Below are 18471 nucleotides of genomic sequence, written 5' to 3' on the forward strand. Positions count from 1 at the left end.
CAGAAATCAGACTGCTCGCTTCCGTAACCGGCGCCGCTCGCGTTCCGAGAGGCCGCCCCAGATGCCGAACCGCTCATCATTGGAAAGAGCGTACTCGAGGCATTGCGAGCGGACGTTGCAGGAGCCGCAAACTTTTTTCGCGTCGCGGGTGGAGCCGCCTTTTTCCGGGAAGAAAGCCTCCGGATCGGTTTGTGCGCACAAAGCATCGGCTTGCCAGCCCAATTCGCCTTCATCGGACGGATCTGCCAAAGGCATGCCGGGCAATCCGATCCAGACGGCTTGGTCGGCATGGCCGGTGAGCTCGACGCTGCCCGGCTTCTCCGGGGCACCGATTCGCAACTCGGTGCCGTCTTCCAATGCCTCATGCGCGGCGAGGAATGCGGTGGCTTGGTCTTCGATGGACTCCGCTTCGGCGCTGCGATACCGCTCAGCAGCTTGCGGATCCGCCGGATCCACGTACCAGTCTCCGGGGACTCCACGGGAGCGGTAAAGCGATGCCGCTTGCGCCTGCAGCGCCGATTCGTCCTCGAAGGCTCCGGATCGCCCATTCGGAGTTGTATTGCTACGCTCCGCTTGCCCCATGATGGTCCTCCTGGTTTCGCCACGGCTGTGTTGCTTTGGTGTTGCTTTTGGTATTTGCTTCTGTGCTGACTGCTGAAGTTCTCCACCGTGGCTTTCGTAGTCTAATTACAACCGTGTAATACGCTGCCCGTCAAGCGGAACCGGGAATTTTATCCATACCCAGCGCATTTTCCCAGCCACGCCACGCCCGGGATTTTCTCGAACTGGCGGCGTGTTGGCCGATGTGCGTGAATTGGTCCGGGTGCATGGGCCGCGGACCGAGCGGCAAAGGCCCGAACGCTTGCGAAAGGCACTGCGATGACCGCGATCGATTCCCTGCTCCACTCCCTGCGCACGGTTGATCCGGGAGCGCCCCGCCTGACCTGGTACGGCCCCGACGGCGAAAGGATCGAACTCTCCGGAAAAGTTCTGGACAATTGGGTCGCCAAATCGGCGAATTTCCTGACCGAGGAATTCGACGTCGTAGCAGGCGCTTTGATCGCCCTGCAATTGCCGGCGCATTGGAAATCCCTGTGCATTTGCTTGGCGGGGTTGGCCTGCGCCGCGACGGTGCGGTTCGTTGCCGAACCCGATTCCGGCTTGGCCGATTCCGCATCAGTCTGGTTCGCAGCCGAAACATCCGGGCTGGCCGCAGCCGCCCGGCGGACCGATGCCGTCGCGGTCGCCCTTCCGGCGCTGGCCATGGCCTGGCCGGGCGCACTGCCGGATGATGCCGAAGTGCACGACTACGCGGCCGAAGTCCGGATGTTCGCCGACGCCTTCGTTCGGTTCGACGACCCGGAGCCCGACGGCATCGCCATGGCGGGTCTGGATCGGAGCGTCGATTACGCCCGGATCGCCGGGCTCGCCGAGGGCTGGGACGCGGCTTCCCGGGTGGCGCTCGATGCGGGCGAGGGACTGTCCCGGGTGGCTTTCGCGGCTTTGGGGATTTGGCAGGCCGGCGGCTCCGTGGTGCTCTTCTCGGATGCCGCGCTGGCCAGCGAAAAACTGCTGCAGGCCGAGGGGGTCACTCGGCGCGGTTAGTCCGTTCCGGGGTCTGCGCAACCGGGCTGTCCGCGGCCGGCGCCGCAGTGTGGGCTTCGATCAGTTCCCGGTCGTTGGCGAACTCGGGATCGGCGTCCAGTTCCGCGGTGAACACCCAGAACCGGTAGGCGAAGAACCGGAAAATGGTGCCCAGGATCAGGCCGACCACGCTTCCGGCGATGAACAGGCCGACTTTGCTCTCGACGCCCAGCCAATACTTCGCCACGAAAACGCAGCCCGCGGCGATCAACAGTCCGATGCCGTTCATGATCGCGAACAGCACGGCCTCCCGGACTACGTTGGCTTGTTTGCGATGCCGGAAGGTCCAATACCGGTTGGCCACCCAGGAGAAGATGCTCGCCACGATCGTGGCGATGGCCTTGGCCCATACCTCGCTGCCGTGCATCGGGCCGGCCATCAGCCAGATGTAGATGACGGTGTCGATCACGAATGCGACTCCGCCGACGACGCCGAACTTGGCGACCTCACGCCAGAAGAGGCCCACCAGGCCACGCAGGCGATGCATAATCGATGGAAACATGACCCTCCACGGTCTTGAAAACCGGCCCGATTTCTGGGCCAACCGTCTATTTTACTCCTTCCCCGGGCCCTCCCCGCCCAGCCACCAGGAAACTTCCCAGGATGGTCCGCGGCTTCGCGCCGCAGCAAGGCGGGCCGCACCGGGAATCGGCTGTGAACCGGCTGCGCATATCCCGCCCCGACGCGCCGGGGGACGCTCTGCACACGCACACTCGCTACTCTTGACCTTGTGACTTTTCCAGTGATTGGTGTGGTGGGCGGTGGCCAGTTGGCCCGCATGATGGTGCCGGCGGCGCTCGAATTGGGGCTCGGGCTGCGGGTCCTGGCCGAAGCCGCCGACGTTTCCACGGCGGACGCCGCCCGGCATTCGACGGTGGGCGACTACCGCGATCTGGCCATGCTCCGGGATTTCGCGCGCAGTGTGGACGTCCTCACCTTCGACCACGAGCACGTGCCGGCGGCGCACCTGGAAACCCTGATGGCCGAGGGCGTGAACGTGCAGCCGACGCCGTCCGCCCTGCGGCACGCCCAGGACAAATTGGTCATGCGGGCTGCGATCGACCGGCTGGGACTGCCGAACCCCGCCTGGGCGGCCGTGCGGTCCGTGCCGGAGATCGTCGAATTCGGCGAAACGGTCGGTTGGCCGGTGGTTTTGAAAACCCCGCGTGGCGGTTATGACGGCAAAGGGGTCCGGATCCTTTCCGGACCCGAGGAAGCCACCGCGGCCGCCGCTTGGTTCGCCGCGATGAACCCCTTGCTGGTAGAAGCCAAGGTCGATTTCAGCCGGGAGCTTTCCGCCATGGTGGCCCGTCGGCCCAGCGGTGAGGCAGTGGCCTGGCCGGTCGTCGAATCGATCCAAATCGACGGGGTGTGCGACGAAGTGATCGCACCGGCGCCGCAGTTGGCTGCCGACGTCGCGGCGGCCGCGCGGGACGCTGCCTTGCGGATCGCCGACGAGCTCGGCGTGACCGGGGCGATGGCTGTGGAGATCTTCGAGACTCCCGGCATCGGGGCCGGATTTTTGATCAACGAGCTCGCCATGCGTCCGCACAATTCCGGGCACTGGAGCATGGACGGTGCGCTGACCGGCCAGTTCGAACAGCATTTGCGCGCAGTAGCCGATCTTCCGCTGGGCGATCCCCGTCCGCTTGCGCCGTTCACGGTGATGAAGAACATCCTCGGCGGGCCGAACCAGGAGCTTTACCGGGCCTACCCGGCAGCTTTGGCCGCACAACCCGGGATCAAGGTGCACAACTACGGCAAATCGGTCCGGCCGGGTCGCAAGATCGCACATGTCAACGGCTTGGCCCGGGACGGGGAGTCCTTGGCCGCGCTGCGCGCCAGAGTGGCCGAGGCCGCTTCGATCATCCGGAACGGGGCCCCGGGCCCGGCGGCAGAGCAACCGACCACGAACGAGGCGGCAACACGATGACTCAGATTCCTTCCGACGACAACGCCGCACTGGTCGGCCTGGTCATGGGTTCGGACTCGGACTGGCCGGTGATGCAGGCCGCAGCCGAGATCCTCGACGAGTTCGGCATCCCGTTCGAGGCGGACGTCGTCTCAGCGCACCGGATGCCGCTGGAAATGGTCGAATACGGCCGGACCGCTGCGCAACGCGGGCTGCGTGCGGTGATCGCCGGGGCCGGCGGCGCCGCGCATCTGCCCGGCATGCTCGCCTCGGTGACCACCCTGCCGGTGATCGGCGTGCCGGTGCCGCTGAAGACCTTGGACGGCATGGATTCGCTGCTGTCGATCGTGCAGATGCCTGCCGGAGTCCCGGTGGCGACGGTTTCGATCGGCGGCGCCCGCAACGCCGGTTTGCTCGCCGTGCGGATCCTCGCGAGCGGCTCCGATGCACTCGCCGAGCGGTTGCGCCGGGCCCTGGCCGACTTCGCGGCCGGGCTCAATGAAGCGGCCGGCGCCAAAGGCGCGGCACTCCGGGAACAGGCCAGGCTCGACTACCCCGGAACCGCCGCCGGAGCGTTGCAGGGCCCGGTATGAGTTTCTCCTCGCGCGCTACCGACAAGACCTCGAAACGGCCCCCGGTCCTGACGAATCCGCTCCGTTACCCGCAATCGGCGAATGCGCCGATGCGCGCCAAACGCGCCTTCCTGTTGTTGGTGCTGAGTCTTTTCATCCCGGGCAGCGCCCAACTGGTGGCTGGAAACCGCAATCTCGGCCGGAGTGCGCTCCGGGTCACCTTCACGGTCTGGGCTTTGCTGATCATCGGCGTCGTGCTCTCCTTCGCCAATCGGGAATTGGTCTTGAGCATCCTGACCAATCCGATCGCTTCGCTGCTCCTGATCCTGGTCCTGGTGCTGTTGGCCATCGGCTGGGCCTTTATTTTCGTCAATACGCTGCGGATCATCCGTCCGGTGCTGCTGGCCCCGGGCATGCGGATCATCGTGGCCGCCTCCGTGGTCGTGCTGATGGCGGTCACGTCCGGGACCCTCGGCTACTCGGCCTGGTTGGTCAACTCCGGCCGCAACGCGCTGGGCAGCATTTTCACGGCATCCGGTCCGGACATGGCCCCGGTGGACGGGCGCTACAACTTCCTGGTGATGGGCGGAGACGCCGGAGCAGACCGTACCGGGCGCCGGCCGGACAGCATCATCGTGCTCAGCATCGATGCGCAGACCGGGAAGACCGTGACCATCTCGATCCCGCGGAATCTGCAGAACGCCCAGTTCAGCCCGAACTCGCCGATGCGCAAGATCTATCCGCAGGGCTACAACTGCGGAGACAACTGCATCATCAATTTCCTCTACAGCGATGTCACGGAAAACTACCAGAATCTCTACCCCGGCGAATCGGACCCCGGGGCCCAAGCGATGATGGACGCCGCCGGCGGCACTCTGGGCTTGACCGTCCAGGGCTACGTGCTCATCGACATGGCCGGATTCTCGCAATTGATCGACGCGCTCGGCGGCGTCAAAGTCAACGCCGGAGGCTGGGTGCCGATCAGCGGCGCGGCCACCGACGAACAAGGCGGGCATCTGCCTCCGGAAGGCTGGATCGCGCCGGGTGAGCAGACCCTCAACGGCGAACAGGCGCTTTGGTACGCCCGCTCCCGGGAGTGGGTCACCGACTATGCCAGGAGCCAGCGCCAGCAATGCATCCAGCAGGCGGTGCTGAAACAGATGAACCCGGCCACGGTGCTGACCAAATTCAACGACATCGCGAATGCCGGTGCGAAAGTCATCGAATCCGACATCCCGCAGCAGCAATTGGGCAGTTTCATCAATCTGGCGTTGAAGGCCAAAGGTTTCCCGCTCGACCGGCTGACCATCGGCCCGCCGGATTTCAGCGAAGACTTCCCGACCTATCCGGATTTCCCGTCGCTGCAGCAAAGGGTCAAGGACCTGATCGCCGGCAAAGCGCCCGAATCCGCGAGTACCGATGTGAATGCGCCGCCGGCGCAGCCCGCGCCGCCGGGGGCTCCGGCGCAACCCAATCCGCCGGCCGCACCGAACACCCCGGCGGCACCGAGCACCCCGGCACCGACGCTGACTCAGGACTACTTGCAGCGGCTGGCCGAGCGGGGGGCCACCGATACCCTGGTCCAGTTGCTCGCCAACAACGGCAGCTGCACTCCGGGCTAAGGTACCAGCATGTACAAATTGCAGAATGTGCTCCGGCCCTATGCCTGGGGCTCGACGACGGCGATCGCCGAGTTGCTCGGCCGCGCGCCGTCCGGCTCTCCGGAGGCCGAACTGTGGCTGGGCGCCCACCCGGGGGCTCCGTCGCAGGCCCAGACCCCGGACGGCGAGGTGCCGCTGGACCGGCTGATCGCGGCCGACCCGCAGAACACGCTCGGCAGCGCATCCCGCCGCCAATTCGGCGACCGGCTCCCATTCCTGATGAAACTGCTCGCCGCCGGACAGGCGCTGTCCTTGCAGGTGCATCCGAGCCTGGCCCAGGCGAAGGCCGGATTCGCCGCGGAAAACGCAGCCGGCATCCCGCAAGACTCCCCGTACCGCAACTACCGGGACGACAACCACAAGCCCGAAATGATCTTCGCGCTGACCCCGTTCGACGCGCTCTGCGGATTCCGGCCCGCGGCCGAATCCGCGGCGAGCTTCGAGACATTGGCCAACTCGGCGCGGTCGGCCGGCATCGGGAACTCCGCTCCCGACCCGCTGCTGCTGGAGATCGCGGCAACCCTGCGCGACGGCACCGAAACCCAGGCCCTGCACGCCGCATTCGAACGGCTGATTTCCGCGGCGCCGGACGTCCTGGAGTCTCTGGCCCTGGTCCAGCGGCAGCTCGGTGCGCTGGCCCCGGAATCGCTCGGACCCGCGCTGCGTACCGTCCGCCGGCTCGGTGCGGATTATCCAGGCGACCCGGGCGCACTGATTTCGCTCCTGCTGAATCTGGTCCACCTGGAACCGGGCGAGTGTTTCGCGATGCCGGCCGGCAATGTACACGCGTACTTGGACGGGCTGGGCGTCGAAGTGATGGCCGCTTCGGACAATGTGTTGCGCGGCGGGCTGACCCCGAAGCACATCGACATTCCGGAACTGCTGCGCACGGTGGACTTCCGGGCTTTGCCGGTGCCGCGCGTCACGGCGGGCGGCACCGAATGGGGGCAACAGGTCTTCGCCCCGGGCTTCGGTGAATTCCAGCTCCAGCGCATCGAGCTGGCGCCCGGCAGCGAACCGGCGGTTCTGGCCCAGCACGGACCGCTGTTGGTGCTGCTCGTTTCCGGCTCCGCGCTGCTCGATTCGCCGCGCGGCGATCTGGCCCTGCTCCGCGGCGAGAGTGCCTTCGTGCCCGCAGCCGAAGCGCCCGCGGTGCTGCATTCGACCGAAGGGTGCCTGGCCTTCGCGGTCACCACGGGAACCGCCGGCGACGACGTCCCGGGATAGTCTGGACCGGATGGATTTCTTCGTACAGAGCCCGGCATGGGCCGAATTTCAACGTGGCCTGGGGAAAACCGTGCACGAACAGCGCGGCGACGGCTGGCGATTCCTCGCGGTCGAGGAAAGCAATCCGGCCGGCAAGGTCCTGTACCTGCCCTACGGTCCGGTCGCTGCGGATCTCGCCGCTTTGGATTCGGCCCTGGCCGAGATCCGGCCGCTCGCCAAAAGCCGCGGTGCGGTGTTCATCCGCCTCGAACCGGCGAGCTTGGCGCTGAGCGCCGAGGCCGCGCGACGCGCCTTGGCCGAGCGCGGCATGGTGCCGGCACCGGCCAACCAGCAACCGGAGCTCACCCGGATCCTCGACCTGGGTCCGGATCTGGCCCCGACGCTTGCGCAGATGAAACCGACGAACCGCAACCTGTACCGGAACATCGGGAAAAAAGGCGTCGCTTTCCGGGCGACGCAGGACCCGGCCGAGATTTCGGTGCTGCTGGGCTTCCTGCACCGGACCGCGGAACGGAACGGATTCAAACCGCAGAGCGACGACTATCTCCACCGGGTGGCGACGACGCTGATGCCAATGGGCGCGGTGACCCTCTACCTCGCCGAACTCGAAGGCAGGCCGATCGCCGCAGCACTGGTTTACGATTCCGCGGACACCCGGGTCTATGCGCACGCCGCGATGGACGACGAGTACCGGAAGCTCAGCGCAGGAATCCCTTTGGTAGTGACCTTGATCGCGGAGGCCCAGGCCAAGGGCCTGGCCCACGTCGACCTCTCCGGCGTCGCGCCGGAAGGGCAACCCGAACACAAATGGGCCGGATTCACGTCCTTCAAGAACTCGTTCGGCGGTCGGCTCGTGGAGTTTCCGGGCACCTGGGACCTGCCGGTGAACCCGCTGCGCTACGCGGCTTACCAGCTGGCCCGGAAAGCCCGGGGGAAAGTCCGCTCGCTCCGCGGCTGACCGCTCCCCGCGAATCCAGGCCCGTCCGATCGGCCCTTTCAGTGGGCTCAGACGTCTCTGCCCGCTGAATCACCGAATTGGACGGGCCTGGGCGCCTAGCTGCGGGCGTAGGTTTCCCATTTGCTCGCGTGGTGCTCGGCGTCGACGAACCGGACGGTCCCGGACTTCGAGCGCATCACGATCGACTGGGTGACCACGCGGTCCTTGGTGTAACGCACCCCGCGCAGCAAATCGCCGTCCGTGATGCCAGTGGCAGCGAAGTAGCAATTGTCGCTGGTGACCAGATCATTCGTGGAGAGCACCCGGTCCAGATCATGGCCGGCATCGAGCGCTTTCTGCTTTTCGTCGTCGCTGGTCGGCCAGAGCCGGCCCTGGATGACGCCGCCGAGCGCCTTGATCGCGCAGGCCGCCACAATGCCCTCCGGAGTGCCGCCGACGCCCATCAAGGCGTCCACGCCGGTGCCGGAACGGGCCGCCGCGATCGCGCCGGCCACATCGCCGTCCATGATGAACCGGGTCCGCGCTCCGGCATCGCGGATCTCTTCCACCAGGGGCTTGTGCCGGTCCCGGTCCAGAATCATCACGTTGAGCTGGTTGACTTTGACGCCTTTTGCCTTGGCGATCAGGTGCAGGTTCTGCTTGACCGGCAAGCGCAAATCGACCATGTCCGCGGCTTCCGGACCGGTCACCAGTTTCTCCATGTAGAACACCGCGGACGGGTCGAACATGGTGCCGCGTTCGGCGACCGCGAGCACGGCGAGCGCATTGTTGATGCCGAGGGCGGTCAGCCGGGTCCCGTCGATCGGATCGACCGCGACGTCGACCTCCGGGCCGGTGCCGTCTCCGACGCGCTCGCCGTTGAAGAGCATCGGGGCTTCGTCCTTCTCGCCTTCGCCGATCACCACGACGCCGTTGAAATGCACGGTGTGCAGGAAGGAACGCATCGCATCGACGGCTGCGCCGTCGGCCAGGTTCTTGTCGCCGAAGCCGACCCAATGGCCGCCGGCGATGGCTGCGGCTTCGGTCACCCGGACCAGCTCGAGCGCGAGGTTCCGGTCCGGTTCGTCGTCACCCACAGCCAATGAGCGTGAAAGCGTCGAATACTGGGCTTCTTCGGGCAGAACAGTCACAGTTCATCCTCATCATTGAGCGGGTTCGTTGTACCCATCATATTTTGCCGAGACGCCCACGGCTAACTACTGTGACGAGCGATACGTTCGGCTGGCCGGCGCAGCGGCGCTCTGCGGGGAGCCGGTCCGCGGCCGCCCGGTCCCGCCAAGTGGTGTTCCGGGGCACTGATGCGCGACTATAGAGGAATGACTGAAGCAGGCCAGCAGGGCGCCGCCCCGGGAACGCAAGGGGACGCTGCCGGAACCGCCCCCGGCGCAGCCGGCCCGGCCGAGCCGGAGGATTTCAAACCGGTGCTCAAGCCGGCCACCGCCAAACGCGCCAATGCCACCGTGATCGGCATGCTGATGGCGGTCGGCGTGAGTCTGGGCCTGGCCCTGATCCTGCCGCTGATGAGCGCCCACCCCAGCGGCCCGCTGTACCAGACCAATGTCGATGTCCCGGCCGCCGCCGGCCAAGCCCAGGGCGTCGCGGGCTTCAGGCCCGCTGCACCCGCGCTCCCGGACGGTTGGACCGCCAATTACGCCCGATGGACCGCGGCCGGCAGCGACGGGGTCGGCTTCTGGGAAGTCGGCTATGTCACGCCGAGCCAGAAATTCATCACGGTGACCGAAACCGCGCAGGCGAATCCCACCTGGCTCGCCGGGCGGACGGACAATGCCCCGGTCACCGGGGACCGGACGCTCTCCGGGCTGACTTGGCAGCTGCGGGACAAGCCCGGAACCTCAATGTCCTTGATCCTGAACCCCACCGCGACCGCCGGCAGCAGCACCGTGGTGCTGCGCGGCGAACAGACCGGACTGAACGAACTCGACGTCGTCGCCAATGCCGTGGCCGCTGCCCGCAGCGCCGCGGTCCCCGGCGCGTCCCTCCCCGAAGGCGGCAAATGAGCACCGTGATCACCCCCCAGGAAGCCTGGCAGAAACTGCAGGCCGGCAATGAACGCTTCGTCCACGGCGAATCGCAACATCCCAACCAGGATGCCTTGCACCGGGAATCCCTGGTGAACCAGCAGAGCCCGTTCGCGGTGATTTTCGGTTGTTCGGATTCCCGGCTCGCTGCGGAGATCATCTTCGACCTCGGCTTGGGCGACGCCTTCGTGGTGCGTACTGCCGGGCAGGTCATCGACCTTTCCGTCCTCGGTTCGATCGAATACAGCATCTCGGTGCTCGGCGTGCCGCTCATCGTGGTACTCGGCCACGACAACTGCGGGGCGATCACCGCCACCAAAGAAGCCGTGGATTCCGGCGACATGCCGGGCGGCTTCCTGCGGAATCTGGTGGAACGGATCACCCCTTCGGTGCTGGCTTCACGGCGCGATGGCGGGCAGGACGTGAACGACTTCATGGTGGAGCACATCAAACAGACCGCACTGCGTCTGGTGGAGGCCTCCCGGACAGTTTCCTCCGCGGTGGAGCGGCACGAGGTTTCGATCGTGGGGCTGGCCTACCACTTGGACGAAGGCCGGGCCGAGCTGGTGAACAGCATCGGGGCACTCTGAATCCGGTTCCACCGCCCCGATTCCGAGTTCGCCGGACCGACCGATATTCTGGTCTCATGACTGAGACGTCCGCTGCCACCGGCACACCAGAATTCCGCATTGAACATGACACGATGGGTGAGGTCCGGGTTCCGGCCGACGCCCTGTACGGCGCCCAAACCCAGCGTGCCGTGGAGAATTTCCCGATCTCCGGCAACACGCTGGAACGGGCGCACATCGAGGCTCTGGCCCGGATCAAAAAGGCCGCCGCCACGGCGAACGCCGAGTTGGGCGTGCTCGACGGCGAGCTGGCCCAGGCGATCGAAGGCGCTGCCGACGAAGTGATTTCGGGAAAGTACGACGGCGACTTCCCGATCGACGTGTTCCAGACCGGTTCCGGGACTTCTTCGAATATGAACACCAACGAGGTGCTTGCCGCATTGGCGAACCGGGCGCTGGAAGCTGCCGGCAGCGAAAAGCGGGTCCATCCGAACGACCACGTCAACGCTTCGCAGTCATCCAACGACGTTTTCCCGACCTCCGTGCACGTCGCAGCCACCTCGGCTCTGACCAATGACCTGATTCCCGCGTTGGAACACCTGGCCGCATCACTGGGCCGCAAGGCCGAAGAGTTCGCCACCGTGGTGAAGTCCGGCCGCACGCACTTGATGGACGCCACCCCGGTCACCCTGGGCCAGGAATTCGGCGGTTACGCCGCCCAGGTGCGCTACGGCGTCGAGCGCATCCAATCCTCGCTGCCCCGGGTTGCCGAAGTCCCGTTGGGCGGCACCGCCGTCGGTACCGGGATCAACACTCCCGCGGGTTTCCCGCAGCGCGTGATCGCACTGCTCGCTGCCGATTCCGGCTTGCCGTTGACCGAGGCCCGCGACCACTTCGAGGCGCAAGCGAACCGGGACGGCTTGATCGAGGCTTCGGGCCAGTTGCGCAACATCGCCTATTCGCTGATGAAAATCAACAACGACTTGCGCTGGCTGGGTTCGGGCCCGAACACCGGCCTGGGCGAAATCGCGATTCCCGATCTGCAGCCCGGCTCTTCGATCATGCCCGGCAAGGTCAACCCGGTGATCTGCGAGGCCGCGATCATGGTCTGCGCGCAAGTGATCGGCAATGACACCACGATTGCCCTGTCCTCCACCAACGGCGCCTTCGAACTCAACGTCGGCATCCCGGTGATGGCCGCGAATCTGCTGCAATCGATCCGTTTGCTGACCAACACCACCCGGGTCATGGCGGACAAGATGATCGACGGCATCACCGCGAATGTGGAGCGCGCCCGCTTCCTGGCAGAAGCCTCGCCGTCGATCGTGACCCCGTTGAACAAGTTCATCGGCTACGAAAATGCCGCCAAGATCGCAAAGAAGGCGGTCGCCGAAGGCCTCACCGTCCGCGAGGCCGTGGTCGCACTCGGTTATCTGGAGCGCGGCGAGCTGACCGAAGCACAGCTGGACCAGGCGCTCGACGTGCTGTCGATGACCCGTCCGCCGCAGTAATCCGTCAGCAGACTCGACTGGGTCGCAGTTTTTGCGGGTATGCAGCGCATACATCCGCAAAAAACTGCGACCCAGTGGTTTGAGCAACCGAACTCACTCGGGACCAATTTGCACAATGGTTGCCTGAGTGCAATTATTTACTTTGTGAGTAATAGTGCAATAATTCCCGACGACGATGCCCCCGGCCTCCGCGAGCGCAAACGCGCCGCACGCTGGGAGGCCATCGTCAACACCGCCCGGGATCTGACCGAAGCGCACGGCCTGGCCGGTTACACGGTGGAGCAGCTGTGCGAACGGGTCGGCATTTCCCGGCGTACTTTCTTCAACTACTTCGCTTCCAAAGAGGACGCGGTCCTGGGCCGGAACGACGACGGCATCCCGAGCGATCTGCTCGAAGAATTCCTGGCCCGGGGCTCGACGACGCCTGGCCGGATTTCCGCCACGCTCATGGAAGACACCGTCACGCTGTTCGGCGAAATGGCGTCCCGGATGACCTTCAACGCCGCCCAGTACCGCCAACTGGTCGGCATCATCGACCGGGAACCGCATCTGCAGGCCAAGCTGTTCGGCGAGACCGCGCAACGCAAAGGCGTCTTCAAAGGACTGCTGGCGCAGCGGGAAAACTGCGACCCCGACGATCCGCGGATCGTGATGGCCGCGGTGCTGATCGGCGGAGCTGCCCGGCAAACCACCCAGATCTACTTCAACGCGGACAACTCGAGATCCTTCGAGGCCATCCTGCGCGACTTCATCCATGCAGTACCAGAACTCATCGAGACATCCCGTCCCGGAATCGGAGCACAATCATGAGCACCGTTGCCACCGCAACCCCGCAGCCCCTCTTGCTGACCAAGCGGAGAATTTGGATCATCTTCTCGGCCCTGATCGCCGGGATGCTGCTGTCCAGTTTGGACCAGACCATCGTCTCCACCGCGATGCCGACCATCGTCGGCAAACTCGGCGGCGTGGAGAACCAAGCCTGGATCACCACCGCCTATCTGCTGGCCACCACGATCGTCATGCCGATCTACGGCAAATTCGGCGACGTCTTGGGCCGGCGCAACCTGTTCCTGATCGCCATCGCCCTCTTCACCCTGGCCTCCGTGGGCGCCGCCTTCGCCAGCAACTTCTGGATGTTCGTGGTCTTCCGCGCGCTTCAGGGTCTGGGCGGCGGCGGTTTGATGATCCTCTCGCAAGCGATCATCGCGGATATCGTCCCGGCGAAAGAGCGCGGCAAATACATGGGACCGCTCGGCGCGATCTTCGGCTTGGCCGCAGTGGCCGGGCCATTGCTGGGTGGCTTCTTCGTCGACAACCTGACCTGGGAATGGGCCTTCTACATCAACATCCCGATCGGCATCGCGGCGTTCATCGTAGCCTTCTTCACGCTGACCTTGCCGAGCAAAAAGGCCGAGAAGAAGATCGACATCCTGGGCGTGGTGCTGCTTTCCCTGGCCACTACTTCGCTGATCTTCTTCACCGATTTCATCGGCAAACCGGATCAGGGATGGGGCTCGGGCTGGACCTGGCTCTTCGGCACCGCATTGCTCGCCGCCGCCACCGCCTTCGTGTTCACCGAGCTGAAGGCGGAAGACCCGATCATCCCGATGAGCTTGTTCCGGAACCGGATCTTCATCAACTCGACGGCAATCGGCTTCACCCTGGGTTTGGGCATGTTCTCCGCACTGGCCTTCGTCCCGACCTTCCTGCAGATGTCTTCCGGGACCTCGGCCGCCGCCTCCGGCCTGCTGATGCTGCCGATGATGGTGGGCGTGATCGGCACTTCGATCTACTCCGGCATCGCGATCACCAAAACCGGCAAATACAAGATCTTCCCGATCATCGGCACCATTCTGACCATCGGCGCAATGCTCTGGATGACCACCTTGGCCGCCTCGACCCCGATCTGGGTGATCTGCGTGCAGTTGTTCTTCTTCGGCGCCGGCCTCGGCATGATCATGCAGGTGATCGTGCTGGTGGTGCAGAACGCGGTTCCGGCGAACGAGATCGGCACCGCGACCAGCACCAACAACTACTTCCGGGAAGTCGGCGCCTCGTTGGGCGTCGCGGTCTTCGGCACGCTGTTCGCCTCTCGGCTCGCGGAGTCGCTCAAATCGGTGTTCGGCAGCTTCGGCGCCTCGGCGGAACAGGCCTCCTCGGCTTCGGCCAGCATCGATCCGGCGACGCTCAACGCGCTCCCCGGCCCAGTCAAAGAAGCCGTGGTCAACGCCTATGCGGATTCTTTGGCCCCGGTGTTCTGGTACTTGATCCCGTTCCTGGTGATCGCCTTGATCCTGGCGCTGACCCTGAAGCAGATTCCATTGTCCGACACCTCCGGGATGGTGGCCCGCGGCGAAGCCGTCGGCGGCGAAGAAGCGGAACGGTTGGAAGCCGAGCGATTGGCGGCACAACAGCATCCGGAGGCCGGGGCGGACCCGGAACACCGAACCAGCAAGCTCTGACCCGCTGGTTTCCGGACCGAGCCGGTGTGCTGCTCTTTGGGGGCAGCACACCGGCTTTTCCGTGCCGGAAGCGTCAGTTTTTGACGAACCAGGCTGCGCCGTCCGGCGCTTGGGCCAATTGCACCGCCCGCAAATGCGCGGCATTGAGCTCCGGCAAGTCGTCCAGCGCGAACCAGCGCACGTCCGATGACTCGTCATCGTTCACCCGGGCCTCACCGCTGAGGTAACGGCAACGGAAGCTCTGGTTCAAGAACGTGCAGACGTCGCCGTTGGCAAAAACCACCGGTCCGACCACATTGGTGGAGACCAGCCGCTCCACTTCGACCAGCACCCCGGTCTCCTCCAGGACTTCCCGGGCCGCGCCCACCGCGGGTTCCTCACCCGGGTCTAGCATCCCGGTGATGATGGTCCACGCGCCGTTGTCCGCCCGTCGGCCCAGCAGCACCCGGCCGGCGTCGTCGAGCACTACCGCTCCGACGCCGGGCAACCACAAGGGGTCGTGGCCGATCTTCTGACGCAAGGACAGGATGAAATCTGGGATTGGCATGCTGCCAGTCTCTCAGGCCGGCAGCAAGAGCGCGAGCAGCGTTCCGGCCAGCATGAACGGCCCGAACGGAATCGCCGAATCCAAGCTGCCCCGACGGCTCAGCAGCAAGCCGAGCCCGGCCAAACCGCCGAGCAGGAAGGTCAGCACGGTGCCGTAGAAAAGATGCGGCCAGCTCAGATAGGCCAGATAGAACCCCAGCACTACCGCGAGTTTCACATCGCCCAAGCCCATTCCTGCGGGGTGCAGCAAGCGCAGCAGCAAATACCCGGAGCCGAGCAGCAGGCCGCCGAGCAGCGTGCGCAATGCGGTTCCGGGATCACCGCGCAGCAAGCTGGCGGCAGTCAGCAGCAGCAACCCGATCAGCGCGGACGGGTAGACGATCCGGTTGGGCAGCAGATGCGACCGGAGATCGATAATGCTCAGCGGAACCGTGATCGCCAACAAGTATCCGCAGGCCAGCAGCACCAGCGCGAAGCTCAGCGGCCAAGCCGTGAGCGCACCGAGGTTTTGCAGCATCTTCGGATGTTACTGGATTGTTCGGTGCAATGGTTCCGGGGCGGCGTAAGCTGTGGATATGTGGCAGCAGGAAAGTTCGGTCAGTGCAGATGCCTTCCGAGCGCTGTGCCGCTCATCCCCTTGGAAGTGGCAGAGCCTGCGGTTCCAAGTACGCCCGGCGGCCGCCGAAGCCCGCTTCGTGACTGCCTGGTTGCGCCGGCCGCTCGCCCTGCGGGTCGAAGCCGCCGACGGCACGCTGCTGCACAGCACCGCCGCGCTGAACGACTCGAAGGATTCGCTGTTCACCTCGGGTTCGCGCAAGCCTTGGCTGCTCCCGGCGTATCTGGTCACCCCCGGGTACGACGACGACGGCCTGGTCCGGCGGCGTCCGGAAGCCGCATACGGCGAGCCCGGTTTCGGTCCGGATCCGGCCTCCGCCGCCCGGTTCTCGGCTTGGTTGGACCCGGTGGAACTGGCCGGCAAGGCCCCGGTGCCCTTGGATTTCCCGTTTTCCAATGTGACCGAGCCGGAAGCGATCGCGATCGTGGACCATGAAGGCCGCCAGGCCCTCGAAACGGTTCTGCGGCCGAATCCGACCTACACGCCGTTTCATCCCGATGCGCCGATCTTGTTCCCGGGCCGCACCGCGGTGCGGATCGACGCCGGCACCGGCATTTGCGTGGCCAGCCAGTCGTTGGACGGCGAAACGGCCGGCCAGGGCCATTGGCTCAAGATCCTGGCCGTGGACGAGTACATGTTGGATGACCTGTTCACCCAGGAATCCTCGGTTTTGACCGATGTCCGGGAGCATATCGAATGGCAGCTCCCGCAGGCTCAGTAAGCCGACTGCGCACTTTCAGTATCGCCTGGCGCCCGGATGCGGTTTACTGGTCGAATGAGTCCCTGGACAGCTTTCACCGTGGTTTTCACCGCCGTCACTTCGGGCCTGCTCGGTGGCGTGTATTTGGCGTTCTCCTTCATGGTGCTGCCCGCACTGAGCCGGTTGCAGCCGGCGAGGGCGGCCGCGGCGATGAATCAGATCAACGTCGCGGCGGAACGCCGCGGCTTCCTCCTGCCGTTCCTGCTCAATCCGATCGCCGCAGTGGTGGTGCTGGTGGTGTTCTTGCCCCAGTTGCACCTGCTCGCCAACCATTGGCTCAGTCTCGGGGCGGTCTTCGCCTTGATCAGCCTGATCCTGACGCTCGCGCACAACGTGCCGTGGAACCGCCGCCTGGCCACCGATCCGGAGTGCTGGCCGGCCTTCCGCCACGCCTGGTCGGCGTCGAACCTGGCCCGAGGCCTCTTGAACACGGCGAGCGCGATCCTGCTCACCGTCGGGCTCCTCAACTGAGCGCCGAGCGTGCACTTGTGGCGAGTATCGACTGGGCCAACCCGCCACAAGTGCACGCTCGACGAAAGGAATCAGATCTCGGCGCCCTCGAGCAGTTCAGTCACCAGTGCCGCGATCGGTGAACGCTCGGAGCGGGTCAGCGTGATGTGCCCGAAGAGCGGATGCCCCTTCAGGGTCTCCACCACCGCCGCGATGCCGTCGTGCCGGCCCACCCGGAGATTGTCCCGCTGCGCCACGTCGTGGGTCAGCACGATCTTCGAGTTCTGGCCGATCCGGCTCATCACGGTCAGCAGCACGTTCTTCTCCAGCGACTGCGCTTCGTCGACGATCACGAAAGCGTCGTGCAGCGAGCGGCCGCGGATGTGCGTCAACGGCAGCACCTCGAGCATGCCCCGGTCCATCACTTCCTCGACCACTTCTTGGGAGACCAGGGCGCCCAGCGTATCGAAGACCGCTTGGGCCCAGGGACCCATCTTCTCCTGCTCGCTGCCGGGCAGATAGCCGAGTTCCTGGCCGCCGACCGCGAACAACGGGCGGAAGACCACTACTTTGCGGTGCTCCCGGCGCTCCAACACCGCTTCCAGGCCGGCGCAGAGCGCCAGTGCGGACTTGCCGGTGCCGGCCCGGCCGCCCAGCGAAACGATGCCGACCTCAGGATCCATCAACAGGTCGATGGCCAGCCGCTGCTCCGCGGAACGCCCGTGCAGGCCGAAGACGTCGCGGTCGCCCCGGACCAGCCGCACTTGCTTGTCCGCGCCCACCCGGCCCAGCGCCGAACCCCGGTTGGAGAGCAGGATCAGTCCGGTGTTGCTGGGCATCTCGGCCGCCGCCGGCACGAAGACCGGCTCATGCCCGTAGAGCGCGGAGATCTCGTCGTCCAGCACATCCACTTCGGCAACGCCAGTCCAGCCGGAATCCTTGACCAGTTCGTTCCGGTACTCGTCGGCCTGCAGGCCCATCGCCGAGGCCTTCACCCGCATCGGCAGGTCTTTGGACACCACCGTGACGTCGTGGCCCTCATTCGAAAGGTTCTTCGCCACCGCGAGGATCCGGGCGTCGTTGTCGCCGCTGCGGAACCCGGCAGGCAGCACCTCGGTGGAAATGTGGTTCAGCTCGACCCGCAGCGATCCGCCCTCTTCCCCGAGTGGGATCGACTTGTTCAAGCCGCTGTGCTCAACCCGAAGGTCATCGAGCAGACGCAGCGCTTTTCGGGCGAAGTAGCCCAACTCCGGGTCGTGCCGCTTGCCCTCCAGCTCACTGATCACCACGATCGGCAAAATCACTTCGTGCTCGGCGAACCGCATGATCGCGCGCGGATCGGAAAGCAGCACCGAGGTGTCCAGCACATAGGAACGGCCGGCAGCGATGGACTTCGCTCGGCCGGCCGTGGTTTTCCCAGTACTGGTTTCAGTTTTGCGTTTCGTGCCGCCCCGCTTGCTGCGAGGGGTATCTTGCTTTGCTGCGCCTTCAGCTTCCTCCGGCAGGTTCCCGGCCAGCGCATTTTCAGTCAGTGCCACAGGACT

At 65.4% G+C, this 18471-nt stretch carries 19 protein-coding genes; 13 read left to right on the forward strand and 6 right to left on the reverse strand.

Translation table 11 applies throughout. The features are described from left to right. Positions 1-6: 6 nt before the first annotated feature. Positions 7-582: a WhiB family transcriptional regulator gene (locus tag JOE69_RS06415; protein WP_309797067.1), complete on the reverse strand. Its 576-nt coding sequence runs from the start codon at positions 580-582 to the stop codon at positions 7-9. A 297-nt stretch (positions 583-879) separates the two neighbouring features. Here JOE69_RS06415 and JOE69_RS06420 point away from each other — a divergent pair, with 297 nt between their 5' ends. Beyond that, positions 880-1605, forward strand: coding sequence for a TIGR03089 family protein (locus tag JOE69_RS06420; RefSeq protein ID WP_309797070.1), 726 nt, complete (start codon positions 880-882; stop codon positions 1603-1605). On the opposite strand, the gene JOE69_RS06425 is transcribed toward JOE69_RS06420, so the two are convergent. Beyond that, the gene (locus JOE69_RS06425; RefSeq protein WP_309797072.1) at positions 1589-2146 is read right to left on the reverse strand and encodes a GtrA family protein; all 558 of its coding nucleotides are present in this window, start codon (positions 2144-2146) and stop codon (positions 1589-1591) included. The genes JOE69_RS06420 and JOE69_RS06425 overlap by 17 nt on opposite strands. 228 nt (positions 2147-2374) lie before the next feature. On the opposite strand from JOE69_RS06425, the gene JOE69_RS06430 reads away from it, so the two are divergent. The 5 genes from JOE69_RS06430 to JOE69_RS06450 are packed head-to-tail and all read left to right on the forward strand — an operon-like array spanning position 2375 to position 7974. Next, a complete protein-coding gene (locus JOE69_RS06430) occupies positions 2375-3577 on the forward strand; it encodes a 5-(carboxyamino)imidazole ribonucleotide synthase (RefSeq protein WP_309797074.1) in 1203 nt (400 codons plus the stop codon). Then, a complete protein-coding gene (purE, locus tag JOE69_RS06435) occupies positions 3574-4149 on the forward strand; it encodes a 5-(carboxyamino)imidazole ribonucleotide mutase (protein ID WP_296363905.1) in 576 nt (191 codons plus the stop codon). The genes JOE69_RS06430 and purE overlap by 4 nt, the downstream gene beginning before the upstream one ends. Beyond that, positions 4146-5750 carry an LCP family protein gene (locus tag JOE69_RS06440; protein ID WP_309797077.1) on the forward strand — a complete coding sequence of 535 codons (1605 nt, stop codon included), beginning with the start codon at positions 4146-4148 and terminating at the stop codon, positions 5748-5750. Before purE ends, JOE69_RS06440 begins: the two co-directional genes overlap by 4 nt. A 9-nt stretch (positions 5751-5759) precedes the next feature. Then, entirely contained in the window at positions 5760-7016 is a 1257-nt protein-coding gene (gene manA / locus JOE69_RS06445; protein WP_309797079.1) for a mannose-6-phosphate isomerase, class I, read from the forward strand. A gap of 10 nt (positions 7017-7026) precedes the next feature. Further along, positions 7027-7974: a lipid II:glycine glycyltransferase FemX gene (locus tag JOE69_RS06450; protein ID WP_309797081.1), complete on the forward strand. Its 948-nt coding sequence runs from the start codon at positions 7027-7029 to the stop codon at positions 7972-7974. A gap of 95 nt (positions 7975-8069) precedes the next feature. Here JOE69_RS06450 and glpX read toward each other — a convergent pair whose 3' ends face one another. Next, positions 8070-9104, reverse strand: a complete 1035-nt coding sequence (glpX, locus tag JOE69_RS06455; RefSeq protein WP_296363901.1) for a class II fructose-bisphosphatase — start codon at positions 9102-9104, stop codon at positions 8070-8072. Positions 9105-9290: 186 nt separating this feature from the next. On the opposite strand from glpX, the gene JOE69_RS06460 reads away from it, so the two are divergent. From JOE69_RS06460 to JOE69_RS06480, 5 genes are all read left to right on the forward strand, one after another. Then, positions 9291-9992: a DUF4245 domain-containing protein gene (locus JOE69_RS06460; protein WP_309797082.1), complete on the forward strand. Its 702-nt coding sequence runs from the start codon at positions 9291-9293 to the stop codon at positions 9990-9992. Then, positions 9989-10603, forward strand: a complete 615-nt coding sequence (locus JOE69_RS06465; RefSeq protein ID WP_309797085.1) for a carbonic anhydrase — start codon at positions 9989-9991, stop codon at positions 10601-10603. The genes JOE69_RS06460 and JOE69_RS06465 overlap by 4 nt, the downstream gene beginning before the upstream one ends. A 56-nt stretch (positions 10604-10659) precedes the next feature. After that, positions 10660-12093: a class II fumarate hydratase gene (locus JOE69_RS06470; protein WP_296363898.1), complete on the forward strand. Its 1434-nt coding sequence runs from the start codon at positions 10660-10662 to the stop codon at positions 12091-12093. Between the two features lie 144 nt (positions 12094-12237). Then, positions 12238-12903, forward strand: a complete 666-nt coding sequence (locus JOE69_RS06475) for a TetR/AcrR family transcriptional regulator (protein ID WP_309797088.1) — start codon at positions 12238-12240, stop codon at positions 12901-12903. Then, positions 12900-14555, forward strand: a complete 1656-nt coding sequence (locus tag JOE69_RS06480; RefSeq protein ID WP_309797090.1) for an MDR family MFS transporter — start codon at positions 12900-12902, stop codon at positions 14553-14555. The genes JOE69_RS06475 and JOE69_RS06480 overlap by 4 nt, the downstream gene beginning before the upstream one ends. Positions 14556-14628: 73 nt before the next feature. Here the strand turns inward: JOE69_RS06480 and JOE69_RS06485 are convergent, their stop codons facing one another. Both JOE69_RS06485 and JOE69_RS06490 read right to left on the reverse strand, forming a co-directional pair. Next, complete coding sequence (locus JOE69_RS06485) at positions 14629-15102, reverse strand: NUDIX hydrolase (protein WP_309797093.1); 474 nt, start codon at positions 15100-15102, stop codon at positions 14629-14631. Between the two features lie 12 nt (positions 15103-15114). Then, a complete protein-coding gene (locus JOE69_RS06490) occupies positions 15115-15618 on the reverse strand; it encodes a prepilin peptidase (protein WP_309797095.1) in 504 nt (167 codons plus the stop codon). Positions 15619-15676: 58 nt separating this feature from the next. On the opposite strand from JOE69_RS06490, the gene JOE69_RS06495 reads away from it, so the two are divergent. Then, positions 15677-16438 carry a hypothetical protein gene (locus tag JOE69_RS06495; protein ID WP_309797097.1) on the forward strand — a complete coding sequence of 254 codons (762 nt, stop codon included), beginning with the start codon at positions 15677-15679 and terminating at the stop codon, positions 16436-16438. A 54-nt stretch (positions 16439-16492) separates the two neighbouring features. After that, on the forward strand, positions 16493-16948 hold the full coding sequence (locus JOE69_RS06500) for an anthrone oxygenase family protein (RefSeq protein ID WP_309797099.1): 456 nt from the start codon (positions 16493-16495) through the stop codon (positions 16946-16948). A gap of 71 nt (positions 16949-17019) precedes the next feature. Here JOE69_RS06500 and phoH2 read toward each other — a convergent pair whose 3' ends face one another. Beyond that, positions 17020-18315: an RNA 5'-3' helicase PhoH2 gene (gene phoH2 / locus JOE69_RS06505; protein ID WP_296364200.1), complete on the reverse strand. Its 1296-nt coding sequence runs from the start codon at positions 18313-18315 to the stop codon at positions 17020-17022. Between the last annotated feature and the right edge of the window lie 156 nt (positions 18316-18471).

The organism is Arthrobacter russicus, from assembly GCF_031454135.1.
In the GTDB taxonomy this organism is placed as follows: domain Bacteria; phylum Actinomycetota; class Actinomycetes; order Actinomycetales; family Micrococcaceae; genus Renibacterium; species Renibacterium russicum.

Coding starts and splice junctions, on each gene's coding strand:
- JOE69_RS06485 (WP_309797093.1), bottom strand. CDS start 15,102: ATGCCAATCCCAGATTTCATCCTGTCCTTGCGTCAGAAGATCGGCCAC.
- JOE69_RS06490 (WP_309797095.1), bottom strand. CDS start 15,618: ATGCTGCAAAACCTCGGTGCGCTCACGGCTTGGCCGCTGAGCTTCGCG.
- JOE69_RS06480 (WP_309797090.1), top strand. CDS start 12,900: ATGAGCACCGTTGCCACCGCAACCCCGCAGCCCCTCTTGCTGACCAAG.
- JOE69_RS06495 (WP_309797097.1), top strand. CDS start 15,677: ATGTGGCAGCAGGAAAGTTCGGTCAGTGCAGATGCCTTCCGAGCGCTG.
- JOE69_RS06425 (WP_309797072.1), bottom strand. CDS start 2,146: ATGTTTCCATCGATTATGCATCGCCTGCGTGGCCTGGTGGGCCTCTTC.
- JOE69_RS06450 (WP_309797081.1), top strand. CDS start 7,027: ATGGATTTCTTCGTACAGAGCCCGGCATGGGCCGAATTTCAACGTGGC.
- JOE69_RS06415 (WP_309797067.1), bottom strand. CDS start 582: ATGGGGCAAGCGGAGCGTAGCAATACAACTCCGAATGGGCGATCCGGA.
- JOE69_RS06440 (WP_309797077.1), top strand. CDS start 4,146: ATGAGTTTCTCCTCGCGCGCTACCGACAAGACCTCGAAACGGCCCCCG.
- purE (WP_296363905.1), top strand. CDS start 3,574: ATGACTCAGATTCCTTCCGACGACAACGCCGCACTGGTCGGCCTGGTC.
- JOE69_RS06500 (WP_309797099.1), top strand. CDS start 16,493: ATGAGTCCCTGGACAGCTTTCACCGTGGTTTTCACCGCCGTCACTTCG.
- JOE69_RS06460 (WP_309797082.1), top strand. CDS start 9,291: ATGACTGAAGCAGGCCAGCAGGGCGCCGCCCCGGGAACGCAAGGGGAC.
- JOE69_RS06465 (WP_309797085.1), top strand. CDS start 9,989: ATGAGCACCGTGATCACCCCCCAGGAAGCCTGGCAGAAACTGCAGGCC.
- JOE69_RS06420 (WP_309797070.1), top strand. CDS start 880: ATGACCGCGATCGATTCCCTGCTCCACTCCCTGCGCACGGTTGATCCG.
- JOE69_RS06470 (WP_296363898.1), top strand. CDS start 10,660: ATGACTGAGACGTCCGCTGCCACCGGCACACCAGAATTCCGCATTGAA.
- manA (WP_309797079.1), top strand. CDS start 5,760: ATGTACAAATTGCAGAATGTGCTCCGGCCCTATGCCTGGGGCTCGACG.